Annotated in this window: 20 protein-coding genes and 1 tRNA gene; 11 read left to right on the top strand and 10 right to left on the bottom strand. The window is 63.0% G+C overall.

Going from position 1 to position 22,043, the window contains the following annotated elements; all coding sequences use genetic code 11:
- Window positions 1-221 precede the first annotated feature (221 nt).
- Window positions 222-1,148: an ornithine carbamoyltransferase gene (gene argF, locus QKW60_RS08400; RefSeq protein ID WP_282367968.1), complete on the bottom strand. Its 927-nt coding sequence runs from the start codon at window positions 1,146-1,148 to the stop codon at window positions 222-224.
- 61 nt (window positions 1,149-1,209) lie between these two features.
- Complete coding sequence (locus QKW60_RS08395; protein WP_282367966.1) at window positions 1,210-2,400, bottom strand: aspartate aminotransferase family protein; 1,191 nt, start codon at window positions 2,398-2,400, stop codon at window positions 1,210-1,212.
- Window positions 2,401-2,660: 260 nt separating this feature from the next.
- Between QKW60_RS08395 and QKW60_RS08390 the strand changes: the two genes are divergently transcribed.
- From QKW60_RS08390 to QKW60_RS08375, 4 genes are all read left to right on the top strand, one after another.
- Window positions 2,661-3,614: a carbon-nitrogen hydrolase family protein gene (locus tag QKW60_RS08390; RefSeq protein WP_282367964.1), complete on the top strand. Its 954-nt coding sequence runs from the start codon at window positions 2,661-2,663 to the stop codon at window positions 3,612-3,614.
- A gap of 113 nt (window positions 3,615-3,727) precedes the next feature.
- Window positions 3,728-4,312, top strand: coding sequence for a GcrA family cell cycle regulator (locus QKW60_RS08385; RefSeq protein WP_282367963.1), 585 nt, complete (start codon window positions 3,728-3,730; stop codon window positions 4,310-4,312).
- An 80-nt stretch (window positions 4,313-4,392) separates the two neighbouring features.
- Complete coding sequence (locus QKW60_RS08380; protein ID WP_282367962.1) at window positions 4,393-5,322, top strand: ABC transporter ATP-binding protein; 930 nt, start codon at window positions 4,393-4,395, stop codon at window positions 5,320-5,322.
- Window positions 5,319-6,080: an ABC transporter permease gene (locus tag QKW60_RS08375; protein ID WP_282367960.1), complete on the top strand. Its 762-nt coding sequence runs from the start codon at window positions 5,319-5,321 to the stop codon at window positions 6,078-6,080. The genes QKW60_RS08380 and QKW60_RS08375 overlap by 4 nt, the downstream gene beginning before the upstream one ends.
- Window positions 6,081-6,095: 15 nt before the next feature.
- On the opposite strand, the gene QKW60_RS08370 is transcribed toward QKW60_RS08375, so the two are convergent.
- Genes QKW60_RS08370 through QKW60_RS08340 form a run of 7 tightly spaced genes read right to left on the bottom strand, consistent with a single transcriptional unit; the run spans window position 6,096 to window position 12,817 of the window.
- A complete protein-coding gene (locus QKW60_RS08370) occupies window positions 6,096-6,977 on the bottom strand; it encodes an RDD family protein (RefSeq protein WP_282367958.1) in 882 nt (293 codons plus the stop codon).
- Complete coding sequence (locus QKW60_RS08365; protein WP_282367956.1) at window positions 6,974-8,026, bottom strand: stage II sporulation protein M; 1,053 nt, start codon at window positions 8,024-8,026, stop codon at window positions 6,974-6,976. The genes QKW60_RS08370 and QKW60_RS08365 overlap by 4 nt, the downstream gene beginning before the upstream one ends.
- On the bottom strand, window positions 8,023-9,339 hold the full coding sequence (locus QKW60_RS08360; protein ID WP_282367954.1) for a DUF58 domain-containing protein: 1,317 nt from the start codon (window positions 9,337-9,339) through the stop codon (window positions 8,023-8,025). Before QKW60_RS08360 ends, QKW60_RS08365 begins: the two co-directional genes overlap by 4 nt.
- Before the next feature lies 1 nt (window position 9,340).
- Window positions 9,341-10,297 (bottom strand): AAA family ATPase, encoded by a 957-nt coding sequence (locus tag QKW60_RS08355; RefSeq protein ID WP_282367953.1) that lies wholly within the window; start codon window positions 10,295-10,297, stop codon window positions 9,341-9,343.
- Window positions 10,284-11,615 carry a hypothetical protein gene (locus QKW60_RS08350; RefSeq protein ID WP_282367952.1) on the bottom strand — a complete coding sequence of 444 codons (1,332 nt, stop codon included), beginning with the start codon at window positions 11,613-11,615 and terminating at the stop codon, window positions 10,284-10,286. The genes QKW60_RS08355 and QKW60_RS08350 overlap by 14 nt, the downstream gene beginning before the upstream one ends.
- Window positions 11,608-12,360 (bottom strand): hypothetical protein, encoded by a 753-nt coding sequence (locus tag QKW60_RS08345; protein ID WP_282367951.1) that lies wholly within the window; start codon window positions 12,358-12,360, stop codon window positions 11,608-11,610. The genes QKW60_RS08350 and QKW60_RS08345 overlap by 8 nt, the downstream gene beginning before the upstream one ends.
- A gap of 7 nt (window positions 12,361-12,367) precedes the next feature.
- Window positions 12,368-12,817 carry a DUF805 domain-containing protein gene (locus tag QKW60_RS08340; RefSeq protein ID WP_282367950.1) on the bottom strand — a complete coding sequence of 150 codons (450 nt, stop codon included), beginning with the start codon at window positions 12,815-12,817 and terminating at the stop codon, window positions 12,368-12,370.
- 341 nt (window positions 12,818-13,158) lie between these two features.
- Between QKW60_RS08340 and QKW60_RS08335 the strand changes: the two genes are divergently transcribed.
- From QKW60_RS08335 to QKW60_RS08315, 5 genes are all read left to right on the top strand, one after another.
- Complete coding sequence (locus tag QKW60_RS08335) at window positions 13,159-14,409, top strand: FAD-dependent oxidoreductase (RefSeq protein WP_282367949.1); 1,251 nt, start codon at window positions 13,159-13,161, stop codon at window positions 14,407-14,409.
- Between the two features lie 4 nt (window positions 14,410-14,413).
- On the top strand, window positions 14,414-14,671 hold the full coding sequence (locus QKW60_RS08330; RefSeq protein ID WP_282367948.1) for a sarcosine oxidase subunit delta: 258 nt from the start codon (window positions 14,414-14,416) through the stop codon (window positions 14,669-14,671).
- The gene (locus QKW60_RS08325; RefSeq protein ID WP_282367947.1) at window positions 14,661-17,594 is read left to right on the top strand and encodes a sarcosine oxidase subunit alpha family protein; all 2,934 of its coding nucleotides are present in this window, start codon (window positions 14,661-14,663) and stop codon (window positions 17,592-17,594) included. The genes QKW60_RS08330 and QKW60_RS08325 overlap by 11 nt, the downstream gene beginning before the upstream one ends.
- Window positions 17,594-18,091 carry a sarcosine oxidase subunit gamma family protein gene (locus QKW60_RS08320; RefSeq protein WP_282367945.1) on the top strand — a complete coding sequence of 166 codons (498 nt, stop codon included), beginning with the start codon at window positions 17,594-17,596 and terminating at the stop codon, window positions 18,089-18,091. The genes QKW60_RS08325 and QKW60_RS08320 overlap by 1 nt, the downstream gene beginning before the upstream one ends.
- A gap of 129 nt (window positions 18,092-18,220) precedes the next feature.
- Complete coding sequence (locus QKW60_RS08315) at window positions 18,221-18,838, top strand: helix-turn-helix domain-containing protein (protein WP_282367943.1); 618 nt, start codon at window positions 18,221-18,223, stop codon at window positions 18,836-18,838.
- A gap of 147 nt (window positions 18,839-18,985) precedes the next feature.
- Here the strand turns inward: QKW60_RS08315 and QKW60_RS08310 are convergent.
- Window positions 18,986-19,060 (bottom strand) — tRNA-Arg (locus tag QKW60_RS08310).
- Window positions 19,061-19,195: 135 nt separating this feature from the next.
- On the opposite strand from QKW60_RS08310, the gene QKW60_RS08305 reads away from it, so the two are divergent.
- Together QKW60_RS08305 and QKW60_RS08300 are read left to right on the top strand one after the other, a co-directional pair.
- Window positions 19,196-20,467, top strand: coding sequence for a site-specific integrase (locus QKW60_RS08305; RefSeq protein ID WP_282367942.1), 1,272 nt, complete (start codon window positions 19,196-19,198; stop codon window positions 20,465-20,467).
- Between the two features lie 522 nt (window positions 20,468-20,989).
- A complete protein-coding gene (locus QKW60_RS08300; RefSeq protein ID WP_282367941.1) occupies window positions 20,990-21,952 on the top strand; it encodes a hypothetical protein in 963 nt (320 codons plus the stop codon).
- The last annotated feature ends 91 nt before the right edge of the window (window positions 21,953-22,043 follow it).

Below are 22,043 nucleotides of genomic sequence, written 5' to 3'. Positions count from 1 at the left end.
CGCTCAAGCAGATCACATCACTTACTGTAAAGGTTATGAATTGGCGGGACCAAAGCGATCGTTGCGTATGGAGCTACATGCATGGGAGGCTCGTTCTTTGGAGCGGTTATGCGTTTGCGACAACCGAATTGGCACGAGCCTGCACTGACCCGTTCGAGAGAAGCTAATTTCATGCAAAGTTGAAGACTCTGTGCATGGTCATCGGCCCTCCCTACAACAGCTTAGACCCCCAGACAGTAGCGCAGGATCGCTTTTTGCGCGTGCAGGCGGTTCTCGCTTTCGTCGAAGATCACCGAATGGGGGCCGTCCATGACCTCGTTCGTTGCCTCCTCATTCCGGTGCGCGGGCAGGCAGTGCATGAAAAGCGAATCCGGTTTGGCCTGTCCCATCATGTCGGCGTTGACCTGATACGGACGAAGCTGGTTGTGGCGCCGTTCACGCGCGCTTTCGGGATCGTGCATCGAGACCCAGGTATCGGTGACGATGGCGTCGGCACCCTTCGCCGCCTCCAGCGGGTCGCGCACGATCTCCACCTTCGAGCCGCGGTCGCGGGCGAAGGCCACGGCGCGGGGATCGGGGTCGAGCGTTTCGGGGCCGGTGAAGGTCAGGTCGAAGCCGAACTGGCCCGCGGCATGCAGCCAGCTTGAGCAGACATTGTTGCCATCGCCCGACCAGACGAACTTGCGTCCCTTGATCGGCCCCCGATGCTCCTCGTAAGTGACGATATCGGCCATGATCTGGCAGGGATGGCTCGCATCCGTCAGCCCGTTGATCACTGGCACGGTGGCGTGTTCGGCCATCTCCAAAAGCGTTGCCTCCTCAAAGGTTCTGAGCATGATCAGGTCGACGAAGCGAGAGAGAACACGAGCGGTGTCGGCGATGCTTTCGCCATGGCCAAGCTGCATTTCCTTGCCCGACAGCACCATCGTCTCGGCCCCCATCTGGCGGGCGCCGACATCGAAGGAGACGCGGGTCCGGGTCGAGGGCTTTTCGAAGATGAGCGCGATAAGCCGCCCCGAAAGCGGGGTTTCATCGTCGCGCATGCCTTTCGGGCGGTTGTTCCGCGCGTCTTTCATCGCGCGGGCCTGATCGATCATCGCGCGCAGGTCGGATTGCGCTGTCTTGTGGATATCGAGGAAATGGTTCATCGGCGTCGTCCTTACTGGAGTGCGCCGGGGGCTGCCTGCCCCCGGACCCCCGGGGATATTTTCAAACAGGTGAAGAAGCAGAGGCCGTTTCGATCGCGGTGGCCGCAGCGTCGAGACGGGTGATGGCCTCGGCGATCTCTTCTTCGGTGATGGTGAGGGGAGGCAAGAGGCGCAGCGCGTTGTCGGCGGCCGGGACCGTCAGGATGTGCTGTGCATAGCCCGCCTTGACGATATCGGCCGGGGCCGCTTTGCATTTCAGACCGAGCATCAGCCCCTGCCCGCGTACGCTTTCGAAAACTTCGGGGTGGGCGGAGACGAGCCCTTCGAGTTTCTGCCGCAGCAGGCCCGCCTTGCGGTTGACCTCGGCGAGGAAGGCGGGGTCGGTGACGATCTCCATCACTTTCGCGCCCACGGCGCAGGCCAGGGGGTTGCCACCATAGGTCGAACCATGAGTGCCGGCGACCATGCCCGAGGCGGCGTCTTCGGTGGCGAGCACCGCGCCCAAGGGGAAGCCGCCACCGATGCCCTTGGCGACCATCATGATATCCGGTGTGACACCCGCCCATTCATGGGCGAAGAGCCGCCCGGTGCGCGCGACGCCGCATTGCACCTCGTCGAAGATCAGGAGTGCGCCGGTTTCATCGCAAAGCTGGCGCAGAAGTTTCAGATCGGCATCCGTCATCGGCCTTATGCCGCCCTCGCCCTGAATGGGCTCGACCATGACCGCGCAGGTCCTGTCGCTGATTGCCGCCTTCAGGGCGTCCATGTCGCCCCATGGGAGTTGCCGGAAGCCCGGCATCAGGGGGCCGTAGCCCTTGACCATCTTTTCCGACCCCGCCGCCGCGATAGCGGCAGTGGAGCGGCCGTGGAAGGCGCCTTCGAAGGTCAGGATCTCCTCGCGCGGGGTGCCTTTGTCGTACCAGTATTTCCGCGCCATCTTGATCGCGAGCTCGGCCGCCTCGGTCCCGGAATTGGTGAAAAAGGCGGTGTCGGCGAAGGTATGTTCGACGAGAAGGTCGGCCAGCTTTTGCTGTTCGGGGATCTGGTAGAGGTTCGAGACATGCCAGAGCTTGCCCGCCTGTTCGGTGAGCGCCGCCACAAGATCGGGATTGGCATGGCCGAGCGCATTGACCGCGATCCCGGCGCCGAGATCGAGATATCGCGACCCGTCGGCCTCGATCAGCCAGGAGCCTTCGCCCTTCACGAAGGAAAGGGGAGCGCGGTTATAGGTGGGCAGGATCGACGGGATCATGGGTGAACTCCGTAAGGGAAGGCCAATGGGTGCCTCAGGGCGCGGGTCAAGTCAACGATATGGGGGATGTGGCGGGGCCACGGGGGGACGGACGTCAGGCGCGGGTGCGGCGGCGTCGGGGACGGGCGAAAGGGCGGGTCCGGTGCGTCATGACGTGGCCAATAGCCGCGAATCCGGCCGATGTCCATTGCAACTTGGCCAAGGGGGGCCAATCGGCGCGGTTTATGTTACGGTCCGGACACCAAGGGGAGGGGAAGGTCATGAAAGTCAGTCTGGTACAGGAACCGCCGGTCTATCTCGATCTGGAGCGCTCGATAGAACGCGCCGTCGCTCTGATGGCGCAGGCGGCAGGCGAGGGATGCGAGATGATCGTTTTTCCCGAGGTCTGGTTCCCGGGCTACCCGACCTTTGTCTGGCGGCTCCTGCCGGGGCGCGGCATGGGCGTGACGGACGAGCTGTTCCGTCTGTCGCAGGCGAACTCGGTCGACCTGTCACGCGACGGTCTGCGCCCGATCCGCGAGGCTGCGCGGGAACATGGCATGGTGGCAGTGGTCGGCCATCAGGAAATCGACGGGCGCTTCAGCGGCAGCACGCTTTTCAACAGTTGTGCCATCATTGATGCCGATGGCGAGATCCTGAACAACCACCGCAAGCTGATGCCGACCAATCCCGAGCGCATGGTCTGGGGCACCGGCGACGGTCAGGGGCTGCGTGTGGTCGAAACTGCGGTTGGCCGGGTTGGCACGCTGATCTGCTGGGAGAACTACATGCCGCTCGCGCGGTTCGCGCTTTATGCCCAGAACATCGACATCTATGTCGCGCCGACATGGGACAGCGGGCCGACCTGGCTTGCGACGATGCAGCATATCGCGCGCGAAGGCGGTGTCTGGGTGCTGGGCTGCGCCACCGCGATTGAGGCGTCCGACATCCCCGACACCCTGCCCCACCGGGACGCCATCTTTCCCGATCCGATGGAATGGATCAATCCGGGGGACGCCGTGGTCTACCAGCCGTTCGGTGGCGTTGCTGCGGGTCCGATGCATGCTGAAAAGGGTCTTTTGTCGGTTGACATAGATGTCGCGACCGCAAAGGCGTCCCGGCGGAAATTCGATGTCGCGGGCCACTACGCCCGCCCGGACATCTTCTCCCTTTCGGTCAACCGCGCGCCGCAACCACCTGCGACCTTCAGCCCGGACACGACAGCGCGGGCTTGATTCTCGCGCCCCTCGCTTGTATCTCGGCACGTCCCGACTAAAATGGGACAACTGCCATTCACGACCCGCCCGGCCAGTGCCGCCAGTGGGGGTCATCAAGCCGAGGATCGAATATGTCCTGGACCGACGAACGCGTCGAGACCCTGAAGAAGATGTGGACCGAGGGCCAGTCGGCCAGCCAGATCGCCAAGGAACTGGGCGGCGTGACCCGCAATGCGGTGATCGGCAAGGTGCACCGCCTCGGCCTGTCGAACCGTGCAGGTGGAGCGCCGGAACCGGCAAAGGCCAAGGCGGCAGACCCCGCACCCAAGGCCGAACCGCGCGCTGCCGCGCCGAAGCCAGCGCCTGCCAAGGCCGAGGCAAAACCCGCGCCGCGTCCCGAACCGGCCCAGGCCGCCCCGTCGTCCACGCCCGCGCGCAAGCCAATCATCCCGGCCGGTCAGCCGCTGCCGCCGCAACCCTCGGCGGGCGAGATCAGCCCCGAGGCACTCGCCTCTGTCCGCGAGGTCGAAAAGAAGGCGCGCAAGATCAGCCTGATGGAACTGACCGAGCGGACCTGCAAATGGCCGATCGGCGACCCGGCGACCGAGGATTTCTGGTTCTGCGGCCTCGCCTCGCAGCCCGGCAAACCCTATTGCGAGGCCCATGTCGGCGTCGCCTTCCAGCCGATGAGCGCAAGGCGCGACCGGCGGCGCTGATCCTGTCGGCAGGCGGCAGGAGGGTGCTTCCCTTCGCCGCCGGTTCTGACTAGCCTCCCGCCCGCGAACAGGAGGCACACATGCAGCCGATCATCGAGGTCCGCGACCTTTCCAAGACCTATGCCAGTGGCACGGTCGCTCTGACGGATGTCACGCTCGACATCCATCAGGGCGAGATCCTCGCGCTTCTGGGCCCCAATGGCGCGGGCAAGACCACGTTCATCTCGATCACCTGCGGCCTCGTGACGCCCACGGGCGGCTCGGTGCGTGTAGGCGGCCATGACGTGGTGCGCGATTACAGGGCGGCGCGGTCGCTGATCGGGCTCGTGCCGCAGGAGATCTCCGTCGAGATGTTCGAGACGGTGATCAACACCATCCGCTTCAGCCGCGGCCTTTACGGCAAGGCGCCGGACGATGCCTATCTGGAAGGCGTGCTGAAGTCGCTGGCGCTTTACGACAAGCGGGACGCCAAGCTGATGGAACTGTCGGGCGGCATGAAGCGGCGGGTCCTGATCGCCAAGGCATTGTCGCACGGGCCGAAGGTGCTCTTTCTAGATGAACCGACCGCCGGGGTCGATGTGAACCTGCGCCGCGAGATGTGGGGCGTCGTCCGGCGACTGCGCGAGGAAGGCGTGACGGTGATCCTGACCACGCATTATCTGGAAGAAGCCGAAGAGATGGCCGACCGGATTGGCGTCATCGACAAGGGACGGCTGATGCTGGTGCGCGACAAGACCGAACTGATGCATGAGTTTGGCCACAAGCGGCTGACCGTCGAGCTTACCGAACCGCTCACCGCCCTGCCCGCCGCACTGGCCGATGAAGGCGTGGCGCTGTCGGAGGACGGGATGCATGTGAGTTACGACTACGACACCCGCGCCGACCGGTCGGGCATCGCCCGGCTGTTGGCCGGGTTCGCCGCCGAGGGGGTCGCGGTGCGTGACCTCTCGACCGAGCAATCCTCGCTGGAGGACGTGTTCCTGCGGCTGGTGGAGGAGGAACGGGCATGAATTGGCAGGCCGTACGCACGATCTTCAACCATGAAATGGCGCGGTTCTGGCGCACGCCCTGGGAATCTCTGGCCTCGCCGGTCGTGTCGACCGTGCTCTACTTCGTCGTCTTCGGCGCGGCGATCGGCGGCCGCATCCAGTCGGTCGAGGGGATCAGCTACGGCGCTTTCATCGTGCCGGGGCTGATCATGCTGACGGTATTGCAGCAGTCGATCTCCAATGCCTCGTCCGGTATCTTCTTTCCGAAGTTTATCGGCACCATGTACGAAATCCTCGCTGCACCGGTATCCTTTATCGAGATCGTGCTGGGCTATGTCGGGGCCGCTGCCCTGAAATCAACCATCATCGCTGCGGTCATTTACCTGACGGCCCTCTTCTTCGTAGATCTGCCGATGCTGCACCCATTCTGGGCCCTAGGGTTCCTGGTCCTGACCGCCTTCAGCTTCTCGCTCTTCGGGTTCCTCATTGGCATCTGGGCGAAGGACTGGCAGCAATTGCAGTTCATACCGCTGATGGTGATCACGCCTTTGGTCTTCCTCGGCGGGGCGTTCTACTCGGCCTCCATGCTGCCGCCCTTCTGGGAGGGCGTCGCGAAGCTGAACCCTGTGCTCTACCTCGTCTCGGGGTTCCGCTGGTCGTTCTTCGGGCAGGCCGACGTACCGGTCGCGGCCTCGCTGATAGCGGTTGCGATCTTCCTCTGCCTCGGGCTCGGGGCCGTGTGGTTCATCTTCCGCACCGGGTGGCGGTTGCGCAGCTAGGCAGGTCAAGGCGAACTACCGGGACGGCTTTGCGGCCCCCGCTACATTTGCCTTGTCGTGGAACTTGTCTTCGCGCGCATCCCCGAAGAGTTGCCGACTTTCCAGATACTGACGCTGCTGGCGATAGAAGTCCGATAGGAACTCCCAATCGTCGTGGCTTGCGACCGCCTCGTCGAAACCGATCTTGCGCCGGATCGTGCGTGCGACTTCCGCGACGCGTTCCCGTGCTTCGACCGTACGCGGCTTCTCGCGCAGCATCTCTTCCAGAACCTGCAGCTCGAAACGGCCGTAAATTTCCAGCTGCGCGGTATCGAGGATAAAACCTGTTTCTCTCATACGGGTCTGAACCGCAAGATCGGGCATCAGAACCGAACGCGGCTGATCGACGACCAGCGTGCCCGCGATCATGTCGCCAAGGCGCTGCCGGCGCTTGTTGAACACCGGCACAGCGAGGACCAGCATGACCCAGACGAACATCGCAAGCCCGACCCAGTCATCTTCGATCGTCCCGGACATCAGCGTGGTCAGGGGCATGAAGACCTCGACCTCTTTCATCAGGTTGCGGGCAACGATCTGATGCGGGGTCAGCCGCCCGCCATCGCTGCTGATGACCCGTATCCCAACGATGCGCTTTCCGAGCGTCCGGCCGTTCCAGACGAGTTCCGAGAAGATGTAATAGGGTATCCGGATGAAGAAGATGGTCAGCAGGAACAGGGTGGCGATGATCGACCAGTCAAAGACGCCCGCCCAGATGAGCGCGAAGAAAAGCGCAAGCAATCCGCCGAAGGTGATCACGATATCCAGCAATTGCGCACCGAACCGCGCACCGCCGGTCGAGATGAGGAAGGCGATCGGCACGCCTTCCGGCGGCAGGATATTGGCGGTCCTGTCTTTCATGGAAGGTCCGTTTCCGGTTCGGGCGTCGGTGCCGGGGCGGGATCGCGCCCGGCCAGGGTCAGCCACGCCAGCCAGACCAGACCGAGCCCCCAGCCGATCAGCAGGCGCGGGCCGATGCCCTGAACGAGCTGGCGCAGGAAGCCTTCGACGATGGCCGCAACGATCAGCATGAGGCCGGCCAGAATGATCAGCTTCACCGCGTCGCGCCCCGCCTCGCGCAAAGCGGCGCGGCGCGTCCGGTTGCCCGGCAAGAGCACGGCCAGTCCAAGCTGCGCACCGCCCGCGCAGGCGACACAGATCGCCGACAATTCAGTCACGCCATGGATCGACAGCCACGCGAAGAGGTCAAGCGCGAGTCCGGCCTCGGCGAACATCGCGAAGAACGACCCAAGAAGAAGGCCATTGTAGAAGGTCAGCACAAAACTCGGCAGCGTCGCAAAGACCCCGAGCGCGAAGATGAAGATCGCGATGCCGGTATTGTGCGAGAACAGGAAAGAGGCGAACACGCCGAGTGTTTCGCCGTCCCGGCCGCCGGTTTCATAGAGCGTTTCCCGCAGATAGCTGACGGACGCGCCCGGCACCCTGCCATCGGACATTCCCGGGGGAACGAAGGTAAAGAACCAGCCCGGGTCCTGAAAATAGAGAAGGTAGCCAACAACCGCGCCGAGGAACATCGCGATGAAACCCACGACGAGCGGCAGGGCCGAACGCCGAACGGCGCGCGGAATACCTCTGGAAAACAGCCGGGCCACCGCACCCCGGATGCTTTCCTGCGGTGCGTAGACGACCAGATAGGCGCGTGCGCAAAGCGCTTCGAGATAGGACAGAAGCGCCTTGTCCATCGAGATCGACCGCGCAACGCTGAGCGAATTCATCGCCTGCCGGTAAAGGCTGGCGAGGCTCTGCGCCTCCTCGTAACTCAACGCCACAATGCCCGACTTTTCGGTGCGGGTGATCAGCCGGTCAAGTTCGACCCAACCCGCCTCGCGCTCGGCGCGGAAGCGGGACGACCGGATGAGGTCAACCTGATCTGCACCCCTGCCCGTCATATGAGCTCCTGCGATTTGATGTCGATGTAGCGCGAGATCAGACCGGCGGTCAGCTTGTCGGGCGTCGTGTCAAGACACAGGACCCCAAGGCGTCGCAGCCGGTCGAGAACGTGGCGACGTTCGAACAGCATCTGCCGGGCCGAAATCGCATTGGCCACGGCGGTCATCGCTACATCATCGGGATGGGCGAAGGCCTCAAGCTCGGGGTCCTGAAGCGCGACATAGTGGATCAGATGATGACGCGTCATGACCGCGAGGTTCTCGACCAGAAGTTCCGCTGTCACGCTGTCGACGAAATCGGAAAAGATGACGACGAGCGAGCGGCGGTCAAGATGGCTGTTCAGCTGCGTCAGGCCCAGCGTGTGGTTGGTTTCGGCGCTTTCCTGTCTAAGGGCGGCGCTGTGCTTCTGGATCTGGCCGAAGGCGCGGCGTCCGGGCCGGGGCGGAAGGAAGCTCTGCGGACGGCTGGCGAAGCTGAAGAAGCCGACATTGTCGCCGCCAAGCCCGCCCGCCCAGGTCAGCGCCAGCGCAGCATTGATCGCATGGTCGAGCTTGGAAATCTTGCCAATCCGTTCGCCCATCAGATGGCCGCAGTCGAGCCCGATGACGATCTGATGATTGCGTTCAGCCCGCGTTTCACGCGCGACGAGGCCGCGCAGCCGCGCCGAGCGTTTCCAGTCGATATTGCGCGGGTCCATGCCTTGCTGGAAATCCCGCAACTGGTGAAACTCGGACCCTTCGCCGCGAAGATTCATGTCCTTCAAGCCATCCAGCAGCGGCAACATCCGGGTCTGGATCTCGCCGTTATGTACCGGGGCAACATCGGGGATGACGTCGATTTTCAGCGACAACGGCCAGCGCGGCAGGATGTCGAAAAGCCCAAGGCGGGACCCAAAGCGCATCGAAAGCCGCTGAAGCGCCGCCTCGCCCCGTTCCACGAGATCGAGACGAACCGTCAAGGTTACATTCCGGCTGCCGGTTTCCGGCTCGACCGCGATTGCCGCCCCCCCGGTCGATATGCCGGGGTCATGCGTCAGCCGCAAATCGAAACGTCGCGGCAAGGCCCCCCGCCGGGAGGCGATATCGAGCGAGAGAGCAGCCGTCTTGCCGACAAACCCGGTTTCCGCCAGATCGGCCACGACAGCAAAACCCTTTGCGGATGGCGACAAGGCCAGATCCGCAAGCGCCAGAAGGACCGCCGCGCCCCAGAGGATGGACGCAGCGATGCCGCCATCCTGACGGACAAGCCCGATCAGGACCGTCAGCGCGGCCAGCATCAGGACCAGCGCGACAAGGCGGCGGGATGGTCGCATCCTAGCGCGGCGCGTCGGTGCGGCTGAGGATCGTGGTCAGCACGTCGTCCGTGGTTCGGCCCTCGATCTCCGCCGTTGGGCCAAGCACCAGTCGGTGTCGCAGCGCCGGGATCAGCAGTGCCTGCACATCGTCCGGAATCGCATAATCCCGCCCATCAAGCGCGGCTTTTGCCCGCACCGCCCCGGCAATCGCGTTGGCCGCCCGTGTGGAGGCGCCGTGCTGAATCTCACCATCCTGCCGCGTCGCGCGGACGAGATCGACGATATAGCTCAGGATGGTTTCGTCGAGGCGGATCGAATCGACCAGCGCATGGCCCGCCCGCAACGTCGCGCGCGTCATCACCTTGCGCAGTTCCTTACGCCCGCTGTCGGCATCCAGCGGCAGGCCTGCGCTGCGCTTCAGGATGTCGATCTCGGCCTGCCGGTCGGGGAAATCCACCAAGAGCTTGAAGAGGAACCGGTCGAGCTGCGCCTCGGGCAGCGGATAGGTGCCATGCTGTTCGATCGGGTTCTGCGTGGCGATCACGAAGAAGTCTGTGCCGAGAGCATGGGTCGTGCCGTCGATCGTCACCTCGCGTTCGTTCATCGCCTGCAGGAGTGCCGCCTGCGTTTTCGGCGGCGCGCGGTTGATTTCGTCGGCCAAGAGGATGTCGGTAAAGACCGGGCCCCTGGTCAGGCGAAACTCATTGGTTTCGAAATTGAAGAGGTTCACCCCCAATACATCACCGGGCATCAGGTCGGGCGTGAACTGAACGCGCCCGAAATCGAGGTCAACAACCTGTGCAAGGCACCGCGCCAGAAGCGTCTTCGCGGTCCCCGGCGGTCCTTCCAGTAGGCAGTGGCCGCGGGCGAAGACCGAAACAAGCAGCATGTCGATCAGCGGTCTCTGGCCCTGAACGACACTGCCGATTTCGCCGCGGATATCGTCGGCGAGAGATTGAAATTCAGACAGATCCATGGATGGTCACCACTCTTTTCAGAAGGGAATGATAATGGGCGAGATTTCGGTGCAGCTGGGCCTCGGGCATCCTGGCGGCATTCTGCATCAGGTCATCCGCCAATGCGCCGAAGTCGCGCGCGAGGTCAGGGTCGCGCCGGGCGATCAGGGTCAGGAAGCGGCGTTCGGCATCCTGCGTTGGCTGACCGCCGAAACTGCGCAGCGCGAGGTCGTTCAACTGGGAGCGGACAAAATCCGCGACCATGCGCCCGTCGCTGCCCGACAACCGCAAGAGCCGCGCCTTGGCGGTTATCGCGGCACGTTTCGATCGTTCCACCGCAAAGCGTTCGCCGGTGTCCAGTGGACCGAACCGCGCCGCTCCGCGCCAAAAGAGAACTGCCAGCACCATCAGCAACGCCGCCCAGAACACGGTGAACGGATAGTCGAAGAATCGCGCGAATTCCTCATAGCCGCGGGAATAGTCCTGCCGCTCGTCGTCGCGTTCGATCGTCGTCAGAAGGTCGGGGCTGTTGTCGATATAGACCGGCAGGTCCGCATCGCCGCGTAACCGTTTAAGCAGGGTCGGCACGAAACCGGCATTGTCGGCGATCCCCAGCCCGTGATTGTTCATAAGGTCCGGGTCAGCGACGAAATAAACTGGAAACGCCGCCTCTTCCTGATCGCAGGCCATGATCAGCACGCCACCCGCGAAATTCAGTTCCGGCCGGCAGTGTTTCGGCAGGGTGCTGGCGGTGAAGGTCTGCGCGTGGAATAGGGCAATCGTCTGCCCCGGCGCCACCTCGACCTCGGTAAATTGTGGGCCGCCGCGATGCAGGCCAGCCGTTTCCAGCCCGATCTGTTTCTTGAGTCTTTGCAACGCGCCCGACGGGATCAGGGATTGCTCATGCGCAATCCCGGTCTCGACCATCGCGCCGCGCCATTTCGGCAGCAGCACCACTGTCGGTATCTCGCTGATCTTGGTCGTGAAATTGTCCAAGTCGATGTCGCGCAACGACGCGTTGTTCATCCGCTCTTCGAGCGACTCGGGGGGATCGTCCTCGTATTCCAGGTCGATATCGTAGAGCGGCAGGACCCGAAGGCCGAGGTCTTCGACCCGGGGATGCAGGCGCGGATGCGATATGCGCGCGGGTAGCCCCGCCTGTTGCAGCCAGGCGCCGAGTGCCCGCATTCCGACAGGCGAACGGTCGAGAGCGCGGTCACCGGCGCCCGAGCCGAAGAGGGTCAGCAGGACAAGGCCCGCAATCACCAGCCCGACCACGAAGACGACCGCACCATGCGAGGTCTTGTCACGGCCACCATGGGTTGAGCCGTCAGACATGGCTGGGCGCCCTCATCTTTCCGGCGTCGAGAATGACCCGACCCGCAGCCAGCGCATTCTGGAACACGTCCTCGGCGACCGGACGTCCGCCGTAATGTGCCAGCTCTGTCCGGCGCAGGATCGTCTCCAGCCCGCCATGGTGCGACCAGCGGTCCGGTAGCCTGCGGAAGGCGCGCCGCTCGGTATCCGACCGCGCGAACCGGGTCCCGGTCGCCGTGGCCGCCGCCAGCAGGCAGTGACGCAGCAAAAGCACGAGCGCGGCACTCCGGTCCTGCATCGCGGCCAGCCGGTCGAGAAGATCCTGAGTGGTGCCCGCATTGTCGCGCGGCTCGATATTCCAGCCCGCCGGGGCATCCTGACGTTCTGCACTCTCGCCCGGCGCGCGGGCCAGAAGAACACCGGACCCGCCGAACTTGAGCCAGAGCAGCAGTGCCGCGATCAGGACGACAACCACGAGGAACACACCGAACCCGCCCAGATTCAGATCACCACCTCCGAGATCGGCGGGTGCGCGGCTGGCCCTTGCCTTGCCTGTCGCCAGGCGGCCTTCGAGCTTGCTGACATAATCGGCTGCACTCTGCGCGCCATTTCGGGTGGCGGTTTCACGGTAGGCGTTCCAACCCTCGCTGCGCGGTGCGGCGACGCGTTCAACGACAGCATAGTCGGGACCTTGACCCTGAGCGGTTGCAGCGCTGGCCGACATGACCAGCGCCACCAGAAAGCTTAACAGGCTGATGCAGCGCAACAGTTGGTCAGGCGAAGACTTCCGCACCGTTCTGAACCCTCAGCGGGTCAGGCCCGAACCGGTTGTCGCCATCGGTGCCCTTCAACACCGTTATGACCAGACTGGCGATACTGACAAGAAATCCGACATAGGGAATGTTGCTCAGGACAAACACAGCCAGAACCCACCAGCCTGACAGGTTCCGGTCGTGGAACCGGCGCACCATTACGGCGATAGACGGGATGTAGAGGCCGACGAACACGATCAACGCGATACCGCCGACAACGTAGTTCATCGTCGTGAATTCAAGCGTTTCCACTGCATCAAATCCGCCGAGGCCAAAGAACGCCGCAGCCAGCACCATCCACACAAGAAACATGAAGAGCGTGTAGTACCAATATTCAGACCGCGATGCTCGACCTTTGAAAGTAAAGTATTTTTCCCGCAGGCAGGTGCGAATTGCTTCCGTAAATCCCATTTTGAAGACTCCTTCGATACAATCTTTTGTTGCATCTAATCCGAGTCATTTTGACCATTCCATGGCATTCCGCTTCGAAAAATACCGATACACTCAAATTGTTGCAGGAATGTCCTAAGGGACGGATCAACACCCGGGTCTTCGCCGAATCTCCCTCTGGGAACGATTGAACCCGCACTGCATGGGACAGAGTTCCGACCTACCGGCAGGCCACTTCTCCGGTGAGGGGTAGCCCCGGTCAAACAGGACCGTGCCGGGATCGCCCGGGTGGGCAGGGATGGGAATGTCCCACCGCATTTTCGTTGCCATTATTTTGTTTCTTAGTAAATAGTATGACCATCATGCAACGCTATTCCGCCCTGTCGCTTCTCCGTCACGCTCTTGGCAGTCACCGGGGCTGGGCGCCTGCATGGCAGAGCCCGCCGCTCAGGGACCGGTATCAGGCGATCATTGTCGGAGCGGGGGGGCATGGGCTGGCGGCGGCCTATTATCTAGCGAAGGAGCACGGGCTGACCGATGTCGCCGTGCTGGAGGCCGGCTGGCTGGGTGGCGGCAATGTCGCACGTAATACGGTGACGATCCGGTCGAACTACATGCGCGACGAGTCGATCCCCTTCTACGTCAAATCGGTGGCGATGTTCGACGGTCTCACGCGTGATCTGAACTTCAACATGATGCATTCGAAGCGCACGATGGTCGATGTGCTGCAGACCTGGGGCATGGTGCGCGACCGCCGCCGCAGAAAGCTGATCATGGATATCTACGGCTCGACCTATGAGGATATCCCGGTCGCCGAACTGCGCCGCCGGGTGCCTGCATTGACCGGCGGCGGGCCGGACAGTCGCCTGCCGATCCTTGGCGCCGCAGTCCATACAGACGCGGCGGTCAACCGCCATGACGCGGTCGCCTGGGGCTATGCCCGCGCGGCAAGTGCGATGGGCGTGGCGATCCATCAGCAGACACCGGTGACGAGACTGTTGCGCGGCCCGGACGGCGCCATCGAAGGCGTCGAGACGCCGCGCGGCACGGTCCGGGCAAAGACCGTGGCCTTGGCCGTGTCGGGCCACACGACGACGTTGACCGAGACGGCGGGTCTGCGGCTGCCGCTCCGCACCATCAACCTCACGGCCTTCGTCTCGGAACCGGTGAAGCCTGTCGTCGATGTCATCGTCAACTGCCCGGATCTTGGCGTTTATCTCAGCCAGTCGGACAAGGGTGAACTGGTGATCGGCGGGGCGACGGATCTGGGCCAGTCCTTTCGCCGCGATATCAAGCAATCGGTCTTCGAAGATACGGTCTCGGCACTGCTGGAGCTGTTTCCTGCCTTCGCAAGGCTGAAGCTGATGCGGCAATGGGGCGGGCATCTCGACATGGCGCATGATGCGAGCCCGATTGTGTCCATGACCGACATCCCGGGACTGATCGTCAGCGCGGGCTGGTGGGGTGGCTACAAGGCGATCCCGGCAGGTGGTGCGGGCCTCGCGCATCTGATCGCCACCGGGCGACCCGACCCGCTGGTCGCGCCCTTCGGGCTGAACCGTTTCCGTAATCTCGACTATGTGGTCGAGACCGGCACGACGACGGCGAGGTAAAGCGATGCTGCTGATCGACTGCCCCTTCTGCGGCCCGAGGAACGAGAGCGAGTTCAGCTTCGGCGGCCCGGCCCTGACCCCGCGCCCGTCTGATCCGGCAGCGGTGAGCGATGCCGATTGGGTCGACTGGCTGACCGTGCCGCCCAATCCGATGGGTCTGGTTGAGGAGCGCTGGTGGCATGCGCGCGGTTGCGGGTCATGGCTGACGATCTGCCGCCATACCGTGACGCATGAGATCACGGAGGTGCGCCTTGGCCGCTGACCCGTACCGCTTGGCCGAAGGTGGCCGCATTGACCGGTCGCGGCCCCTGCGGTTCCGCTTTGACGGGCGGGACTATCAGGGCTTTGCAGGTGATACGCTGGCCTCGGCGCTGCTGGCCAACGGCGTGCGCATCGCCGCGCGCAGCTTCAAGTACCACCGGCCGCGTGGCGTCATGGGGGCGGGTGTCGAGGAGCCAGCCGTACTCGTGGAGCTGAAGGGCGACGCTGCCTCAGGCAACCGACCCGCCACCACGGTGCCCCTGACCGAGGGATTGGTCGCACGGTCGGTGAATGCGTGGCCATCCGCCCGGTTCGACATTGGTGCGGCGAACCAGCTTGCTGCCCGCTTCATCCCGGCAGGGTTTTATTACAAGACGTTCAAGTGGCCCGACTGGCACCTTTATGAGCCGTCGATCCGCCGTGCAGCCGGGCTGGCATCCGCGCCGAAGGAGCCGCCGCAGGGCGCCTATGAGGCGCGCCATGCCCATACCGATCTGCTGATCGCCGGGGCGGGACCGGCGGGGCTGATGGCGGCCCTGGTCGCAGGCCGTGCGGGCGCGCGGGTGATGATCGTGGATGAAGGGACAGAGGCCGGCGGGGCGCTGCTCAATCGCTGTCTGACCCTCGGCGGCCAGCCCGCCTTGGACTGGGTTGCGGCAGTTGTCGCCGAACTGGCCGGGATGGAGAATGTCATCCATCTGCAGAACGCGACCGTCTGGGCCTATCGCGAGCACAACCTGATGATGGTGCAGGAACGCGCGCCCGCGAACTCCTCTCTGCTGGGCCGTAACTGGCGGGTGCGGGCGGGGCAGGTGATCACCGCGACCGGTGCCATCGAACGGATGATGGTGTTTCAGGGCAACGATCGCCCCGGTGTCATGCTCGCCTCGGCCGCACAGGCCTATGTCAACCGCTGGGCGGTGCCGCCCGGCAGGCGGGCGGTGGTTTTCACCAACAACGACAGCGCCTATGCAGCCACCGCCGACATCGCGCGGGCGGGGATCGAGGTCGCCGCAATCGTAGATGCGCGTGATGGCGTTCCTGACCATTCAAGGGCACTGGTGCCGGGGATCGAGGTTCTGGCCGGACAGGCAGTCACCTCGGTTAGGGGCGGTCGCCGGGTTCGCGCCGTTTCGGTTGCTCCCATCCGGGGCGGCGCGGACCGGCAGCTCGATTGCGATCTGCTCGCCGTCTCGGGTGGATGGAATCCGGCCGTTCATCTTTACTCGCAGTCCCGCAGCAAGATCGCGTGGAATGAAGGACTGGCGACCTTCGTGCCGGACGCGCCCGCGCAGGCGGTGCGGGCTGCTGGGGCGGCGAACGGGGCGATGGAACTGGACCGCGCTTTACAGGAAGGCGTGGCAGCGGCGCTCGCCGCGCTTGGCGATCTGGGACGGTCAGGGCAGGTTCCCGAGCTGCCCGGGTCCGATGACCTGCCCTACACGGTCTCGCCCCTCTGGACCGCGCCGGGCGCGGGGGCGAAGAGCTTTCTCGACATCCAGAACGACGTGACGGTCGCCGATATCGAACTGGCGTTGCGTGAGGGCTATTCCAATATCGAACATGTCAAACGCTACACGACCGGTGGCATGGGGATCGATCAGGGCAAGACCGGCAATGTGAACATCATCGGGGCGGTGGCCGAGCGGCAGGGCAAGTCACCGGATGAGGTTGGTGTCACCACCTTCCGCCCGCCCTATACCCCGGTCGAGTTCGGCGCCATCGCCGGCAGGCGGGCCGGGCCGGTCGTGCTGCCCTACCGGCACACACCGCTGACCCGGTGGCACAAGAACAACGGCGCGGTGATGTACGAGGCCGGCGCGCGCTGGCGGCGTCCGGGTTACTATCGGCGCGCGGGTGAAAGCTTTCAGGACACGGTGAACCGCGAGGCGCGAACGGTGCGCGAGGGCGTCGGCATCTATGACGGCGCGCCGCTTGGTAAGTACGAGATCAAGGGACCGGATGCGGGCACCTTCCTCGACTGGATCTATACCAATGTCATGTCCAGCCTGACGGTCGGCAATGGACGCTACGGCCTGATGCTGACCGATGATGGCCTCATTCTCGATGATGGCGTGGCGTTCCGTCTGGCGCCGGACCGTTTCCTGATATCGACTTCCACCGGCAATGCCGATGCGGTCGGGCAGTATATGGAAAAGCTTCTGCAGATCGAGCGGCCGGACTGGCGGGTGAAGATCACCAATGTCACCAGCCAATGGGCCAATGCCACGATCTGCGGCCCGAAGGCGCGCGAGGTGATGGCCGCAATGGGCAGCGATATCGACCTTTCACCCGATGCTTTCCCCTTCATGGCCTTCCGAGACGGTCACGTGGCGGATCTGCCCGCGCGGGTGGTGCGAGTATCCTTCACAGGCGAGCTGTCGTTCGAGGTGAATGTCCGTCCCCGCGACCTGCCTGCCTTGTGGAAGGCCGCGATGGCGGCGGGTGCGCCCTTCGGTATCGCGCCGGTCGGGTCCGAGGCGAACCATGTGCTGAGGGTCGAGAAGGGGTTTCTTTCGCTGGGCCACGAGGTCGATGGCACTGTCGATCCCCATGACCTCGGCATGTCCTGGGTCATGTCGAAGAAGAAGGACGACTTCATCGGCAAACGGTCAGTGGAGTTGCGCCGCGCTTCGGGCAGGCCACGCCGGGAACTGGTGGGCATCCGCCCGCTCGATCCGAACCGTCAGGTGCCCGAAGGCGCGCCTCTGACGCCGGGCGGGCGAAAGGAGGCGACAGAGGGATTTGTCACCGCCTGTGTCTGGTCCGTCGTGGAAAACCGCTGGCTCGGTCTTGCCCTGCTGACCGACGGGCGTGCCCGGATCGGAGGGCGGGCGCATGTGCGACTGCCCGATGAGGTGATCGAGGTGGAACTCTGCGATCCCATATTCCACGACCCCAAGGGCGAAAGGTTGCGGTCCTGATGCCATACGACGTCACCATCACCCGCCTTCCACTGCGCGCCCTGTTCGATCTGAAGGGCACGGCAACGGCGCTTGCGGCGTGGTGCGGCACGGCGCTGCCCCCCTTCCCGGACCGGCCGAACAGCCGGATGGAAGCAGCCGGTCGCGGTCTTTGTTGGACGGGTCCCGATCGCTGGCTGCTGATGGCGGCGTTAGCCGAGGAAGCGACGCTGGCCAAGGCACTTCGGTCAGAGCAAGCGCCTGATGACCTTTCTGTCACTCTTGTATCCGACACGCTGACCTTCTTTGCCGTCACGGGCCCCGATGCGACCGAAGTCATGGCGGTCGTCACGCCGCTCGACCTTCATCCCGACATCTTTCCGCAGGACGGCGCGGCGTGGACGGAGGCGTTTGGCATCCGGTCAGCGACCCGCAGGATTGCGGCCGGATACGAGATTGCGGTGGATCGGAGTTATGCCGATTGGTTCGAGGAGAGCCTTCGACGTGCCAGTACCTGATTGCCAATCAATGCAGAGCAGGACAATGGCGGGGGGCATCCCGCCGGGGCGCCGAAGCGATAAATCCGGTTTCATGGCTCGGCAGGGCCATGTTACGGCTGGTCGCGCGGGAAACGGAACGGAGGGCAGATGACCGACAGCGCGGATGCCCCTGAAGAGATCGTAGCGTTTCAGGACCCATTGGGTATCGGCGGCGCGGTGGCGCTTGCAGTGTGGCGACAGCGCGTGGCCGCCGGTCTCGCCATCCGTGACCTTGGCCGCGCCTCCGGCGTGTCCTCGGCCATGATCTCGCGCATCGAGAACGCACAGGTCTCGCCCTCGCTTTCGACACTGGAGGCGCTGGCGAAGGCGCTTTCCGTTCCGGTGATCTCATTCTTTCAGCACACGATCCAGACCGCCGATATCCACTTCGTCAAGGCGGGCGAAGGTCTGGTCGCAAAGCGTTTTGCACCCGACCATATCCATGACTACCGAGTTCTGGCAAAGTTCAACGACAATTCAATGAATTTCTCCGCCGCCCGGGTCACCCTACGAAGGGCCGAGAACGGAACCCACCCGACTTACTTTGCGCGCGGATATGTTCTGCTGACCGTTGTTGAGGGCGGATGCATCTATTCTTGCGGAGGAACCGCATTCGATATGGAACCGGGCGACTGTCTGAGTTTCGATGCGCAACTGCGGCACGGCGTGAAATCGGTCACGACGGAAAGCGTGACCTTCCTGACCGTGGCCGCAAATCCGGTTTGAGCCGCAGCATATTGGCCGGACTCAGGCAAAACCCCTGATTGCGCGGCAGCAGCGTTTGCCGCGTAGAGCCACGGTTGATTAAAGGCCGGTTCACGGGCCAGACGGCGCGCGCTTCGGATCCCAAGGAGATTGCCAAGCCGGGGGGGATGGCGCACCCGGAGCGATTCGAACGCCCGACCCCCAGATTCGTAGTCTTAGGGTTGTTAATTTTCCGCATCTTGCGCCGAATTGCATGAAGCCACATTTACACTTGAAAAGCAGGGCTTTAAACCTCATCTATCTTGCATGGGGTTGCGTGAAGTTTCGCCTTCGGTGGTAGCCCCGTGGTAGCCGGGTGGTAGCCTGCAAGGAAAAGAGATGGCCGTAAGCATCAAGATCATGAAGCGTACTGTGGACGCCCTGAAGGCGACGGGTTCCCGTTACGTGGCGTGGGATACCGACGTGCCGGGCTTTGGTGTTCGCGTTGGGCCGACTGGCGGTAAGAGCTACGTCCTGAAGTATCGCGTCGGCGGCGGCCGAGCGGGTCGGGTGCGCTGGGGCGTGATCGGGCAGCATGGCGCTGTGACGCCGGATCAGGCGCGCGAGATTGCTCAGCGCTGGGCGGCCGAGGTTGCAGCCGGTGGTGACCCTGCGGGCGATAAGATCGACAAACGCAAGGCTCCGACCGTGGCCGAGCTGATGGGGCAATATCTGGAAAGCCATGTGCGGGTGCGGAACAAGGCCAGCACTGCCGCCTATGTCGCGGACCTGGTGAATCGGATCATCTGCACGGACGCCCTCGCCAAGCTGAAAGTGTCGGACGTGACAGAAGCGGACGTTGCGCGTTTTCATGCCCGCCTCGCCAAGACGCCCACCACGGCAAACCGTGCCCGCTCCGCCTTGTCCAAAGCCTTTTCGCTGGCAGAGACGTGGGGTTACCGCGAAAAGCACTCCAACCCTTGCAATGAGGTGGAGAGATACCGGGAAACCGCTCGGGAACGGTTCCTGTCCCCAGCCGAGTTTGCCGTCCTGGGCGATGCGCTGGGCAATGCCGAGCGCGGCGAACTGACGATCGTTGAGGACGGCAAGGCCAAATCTGTGCGCGTCAGCAAGTGGGCGGTGGCGGCAGTCCGGCTTCTGATCTTCACAGGTGCGCGGCGCGGCGAAATCCTCGGTTTGCGCTGGGAATGGATCGACTGGCAGGCGGGCCGGGCTAACCTGCCGGACAGCAAGACCGGCCGAAAGCCGCTGATGCTGCCGCCTGCCGCTCTTGAGGTCCTGCGTGGGCTCGACATGCCGCCAGATGGAAAGGGTTACGTAATCCGGGGCGGTGATTACAGCGATCCGGAAACCCCGCTGGTGAACCTGAAAGATCCTTGGGGCATTATCCGAAAGGTGGCCGGACTGCCGGATGTGCGCTTGCATGACCTGCGCCATTCCTTCGCATCTGTCATGGTCGCGGGCGGGGCATCTTTGCCGATCATCGGTGCACTGCTGGGGCACAAGGACGTGAAAACCACGGCCCGCTATGCGCACCTCGCCACCGATCCTCTGAAGGTCGCAGCCGATCAGGTTGGCGGAGTCCTGGCCTCTCACCTGAAGGGGCCGGAAGGTGGCGCGGAAGTGGTGCCGCTGCACCGGAAAGGGTGATCGCCCAGCGCTGGGCGGGTTGACTACATATTGTGGTCGCTCGCCGTGTTTTTCGCCGTTGCTCTTTCTGTCTGTGCCTGAAAATGGCGTTACCTCTGTTACCTCGTTACCTTTCCGTCTAACCCAATGATAATTAGTTGTTTTTCCGGTAACAAATTTCGAAGCCACAGGAAACAGATTTTCAGATCTTGTTACCGTAACCCACCGCAAATGTGAGCCTATGATAGCAAAGGCAATTCCGCGCAATTGAGCCCGTCGGCGGCGTTGGGCGTTTCAGCGCGTAATCGGGTAGTTTTTGCGCACTTTCCGCAACACTAGATGTTGTAGCTAGCCAGACTTGCTACCTTGCATTTTCATCGTGCCTGAACCTACTATCGAACCGCGCGGCTAGGCTGATCCCCGAACGCGGGCGAACTCGCACCCCGCTGCCGCGCGCACCTCTGTGCGAGGGCCTTGCGAGGGGTGCGCCACATGTCTCCGATTCGAATGGTACGCGATACGAGTGGGGCTCTAAGAGCCGAGTTGTCCGACCACTCTAGGGAGATACTGGATCGTGTGGATGCGCTCCAGACTGATCTTGAAAGGCGGCAATTACCGGATGTCTCGGCCGAGATTGCTACCTTTCTCGCGGACAAGAAGATGACGGATTATCGGCCTGAGGCCGCAACCTGTAACACTGAAGATCGCAATGAAATGCGGAGACGCGAGCGCGAAATCTCCGCTGACTTCGCCACCTTTGTGGCTGAACCTGCCAAGGTGAAATTTCCGGTCTGTGAGGTCTCTGAAGAAGTGCGATCTGCGCTGGCCAACGATCTAGCTCGTGGGAAAGAACAGTTTCCTTGGACCCGCAGTGAGAAGCCCTGGCGGGCGCTCTGCGACCTGATTGAAGTTAGAGTCGGATTGTTGCCCGACATGATTGACGAGATGTTCCCCGACACAGTTGAACGCTTCGATTCCGGCTACGGCGAGCCCTTGTCGATCGCCCCACGCAAAGAATTTGGGCGTAGGATGTTCAGTTTAGTGGTTCGATTTATCGTTGATGGCCGTTTCCTCGCGTTTGGGGAACGTCATGGGAAAGTGGTTAATCTAAACGCATCGCACTTCGAAATTGATCAGTTTCGGTTTCCGGGCCGTTCTGGATCGTCATGGATTGATCGGATCGAGGTGTTTTCACCACTTCGATTCATAGCAGCCAAAGATGCTGCCGAACAGATCATAGACAGGTCGAGCTCTATGCTTGGAACGGTGGGGCAAGAAACCCGAGCTATGAATGCTATCCGTCAGATGGCTGCCGCGCACCCTGGTGTTAAGATGAGACTGGATGACGCAATGGCCGCTTTAGAGGCTTGCGGTTTCGGATTTAGAGCCCGCGATCGTATATGGACAGGTGCCGCTCCGGAGGCTTGGAAGGCGTCCGGAACTGCAAAATGGAAGCGGTGTTTGCAATCCAACGATCTGGTGACAGCGCTGAAGGCGTGTCTTTGAGCTAGCCACTTATTTAAACCCCCCGCACGATTTGAAATCGTGCTGCCTATTCAACTCGGATCCGCGTCTGCACCTTTGCCTAACGTCAACT

The sequence above is a fragment of the Albidovulum aestuarii genome, assembly GCF_029961185.1.
GTDB classification, from domain to species: domain Bacteria; phylum Pseudomonadota; class Alphaproteobacteria; order Rhodobacterales; family Rhodobacteraceae; genus Albidovulum; species Albidovulum aestuarii.
This window is presented reverse-complemented; position numbering and strand designations above follow the sequence as displayed.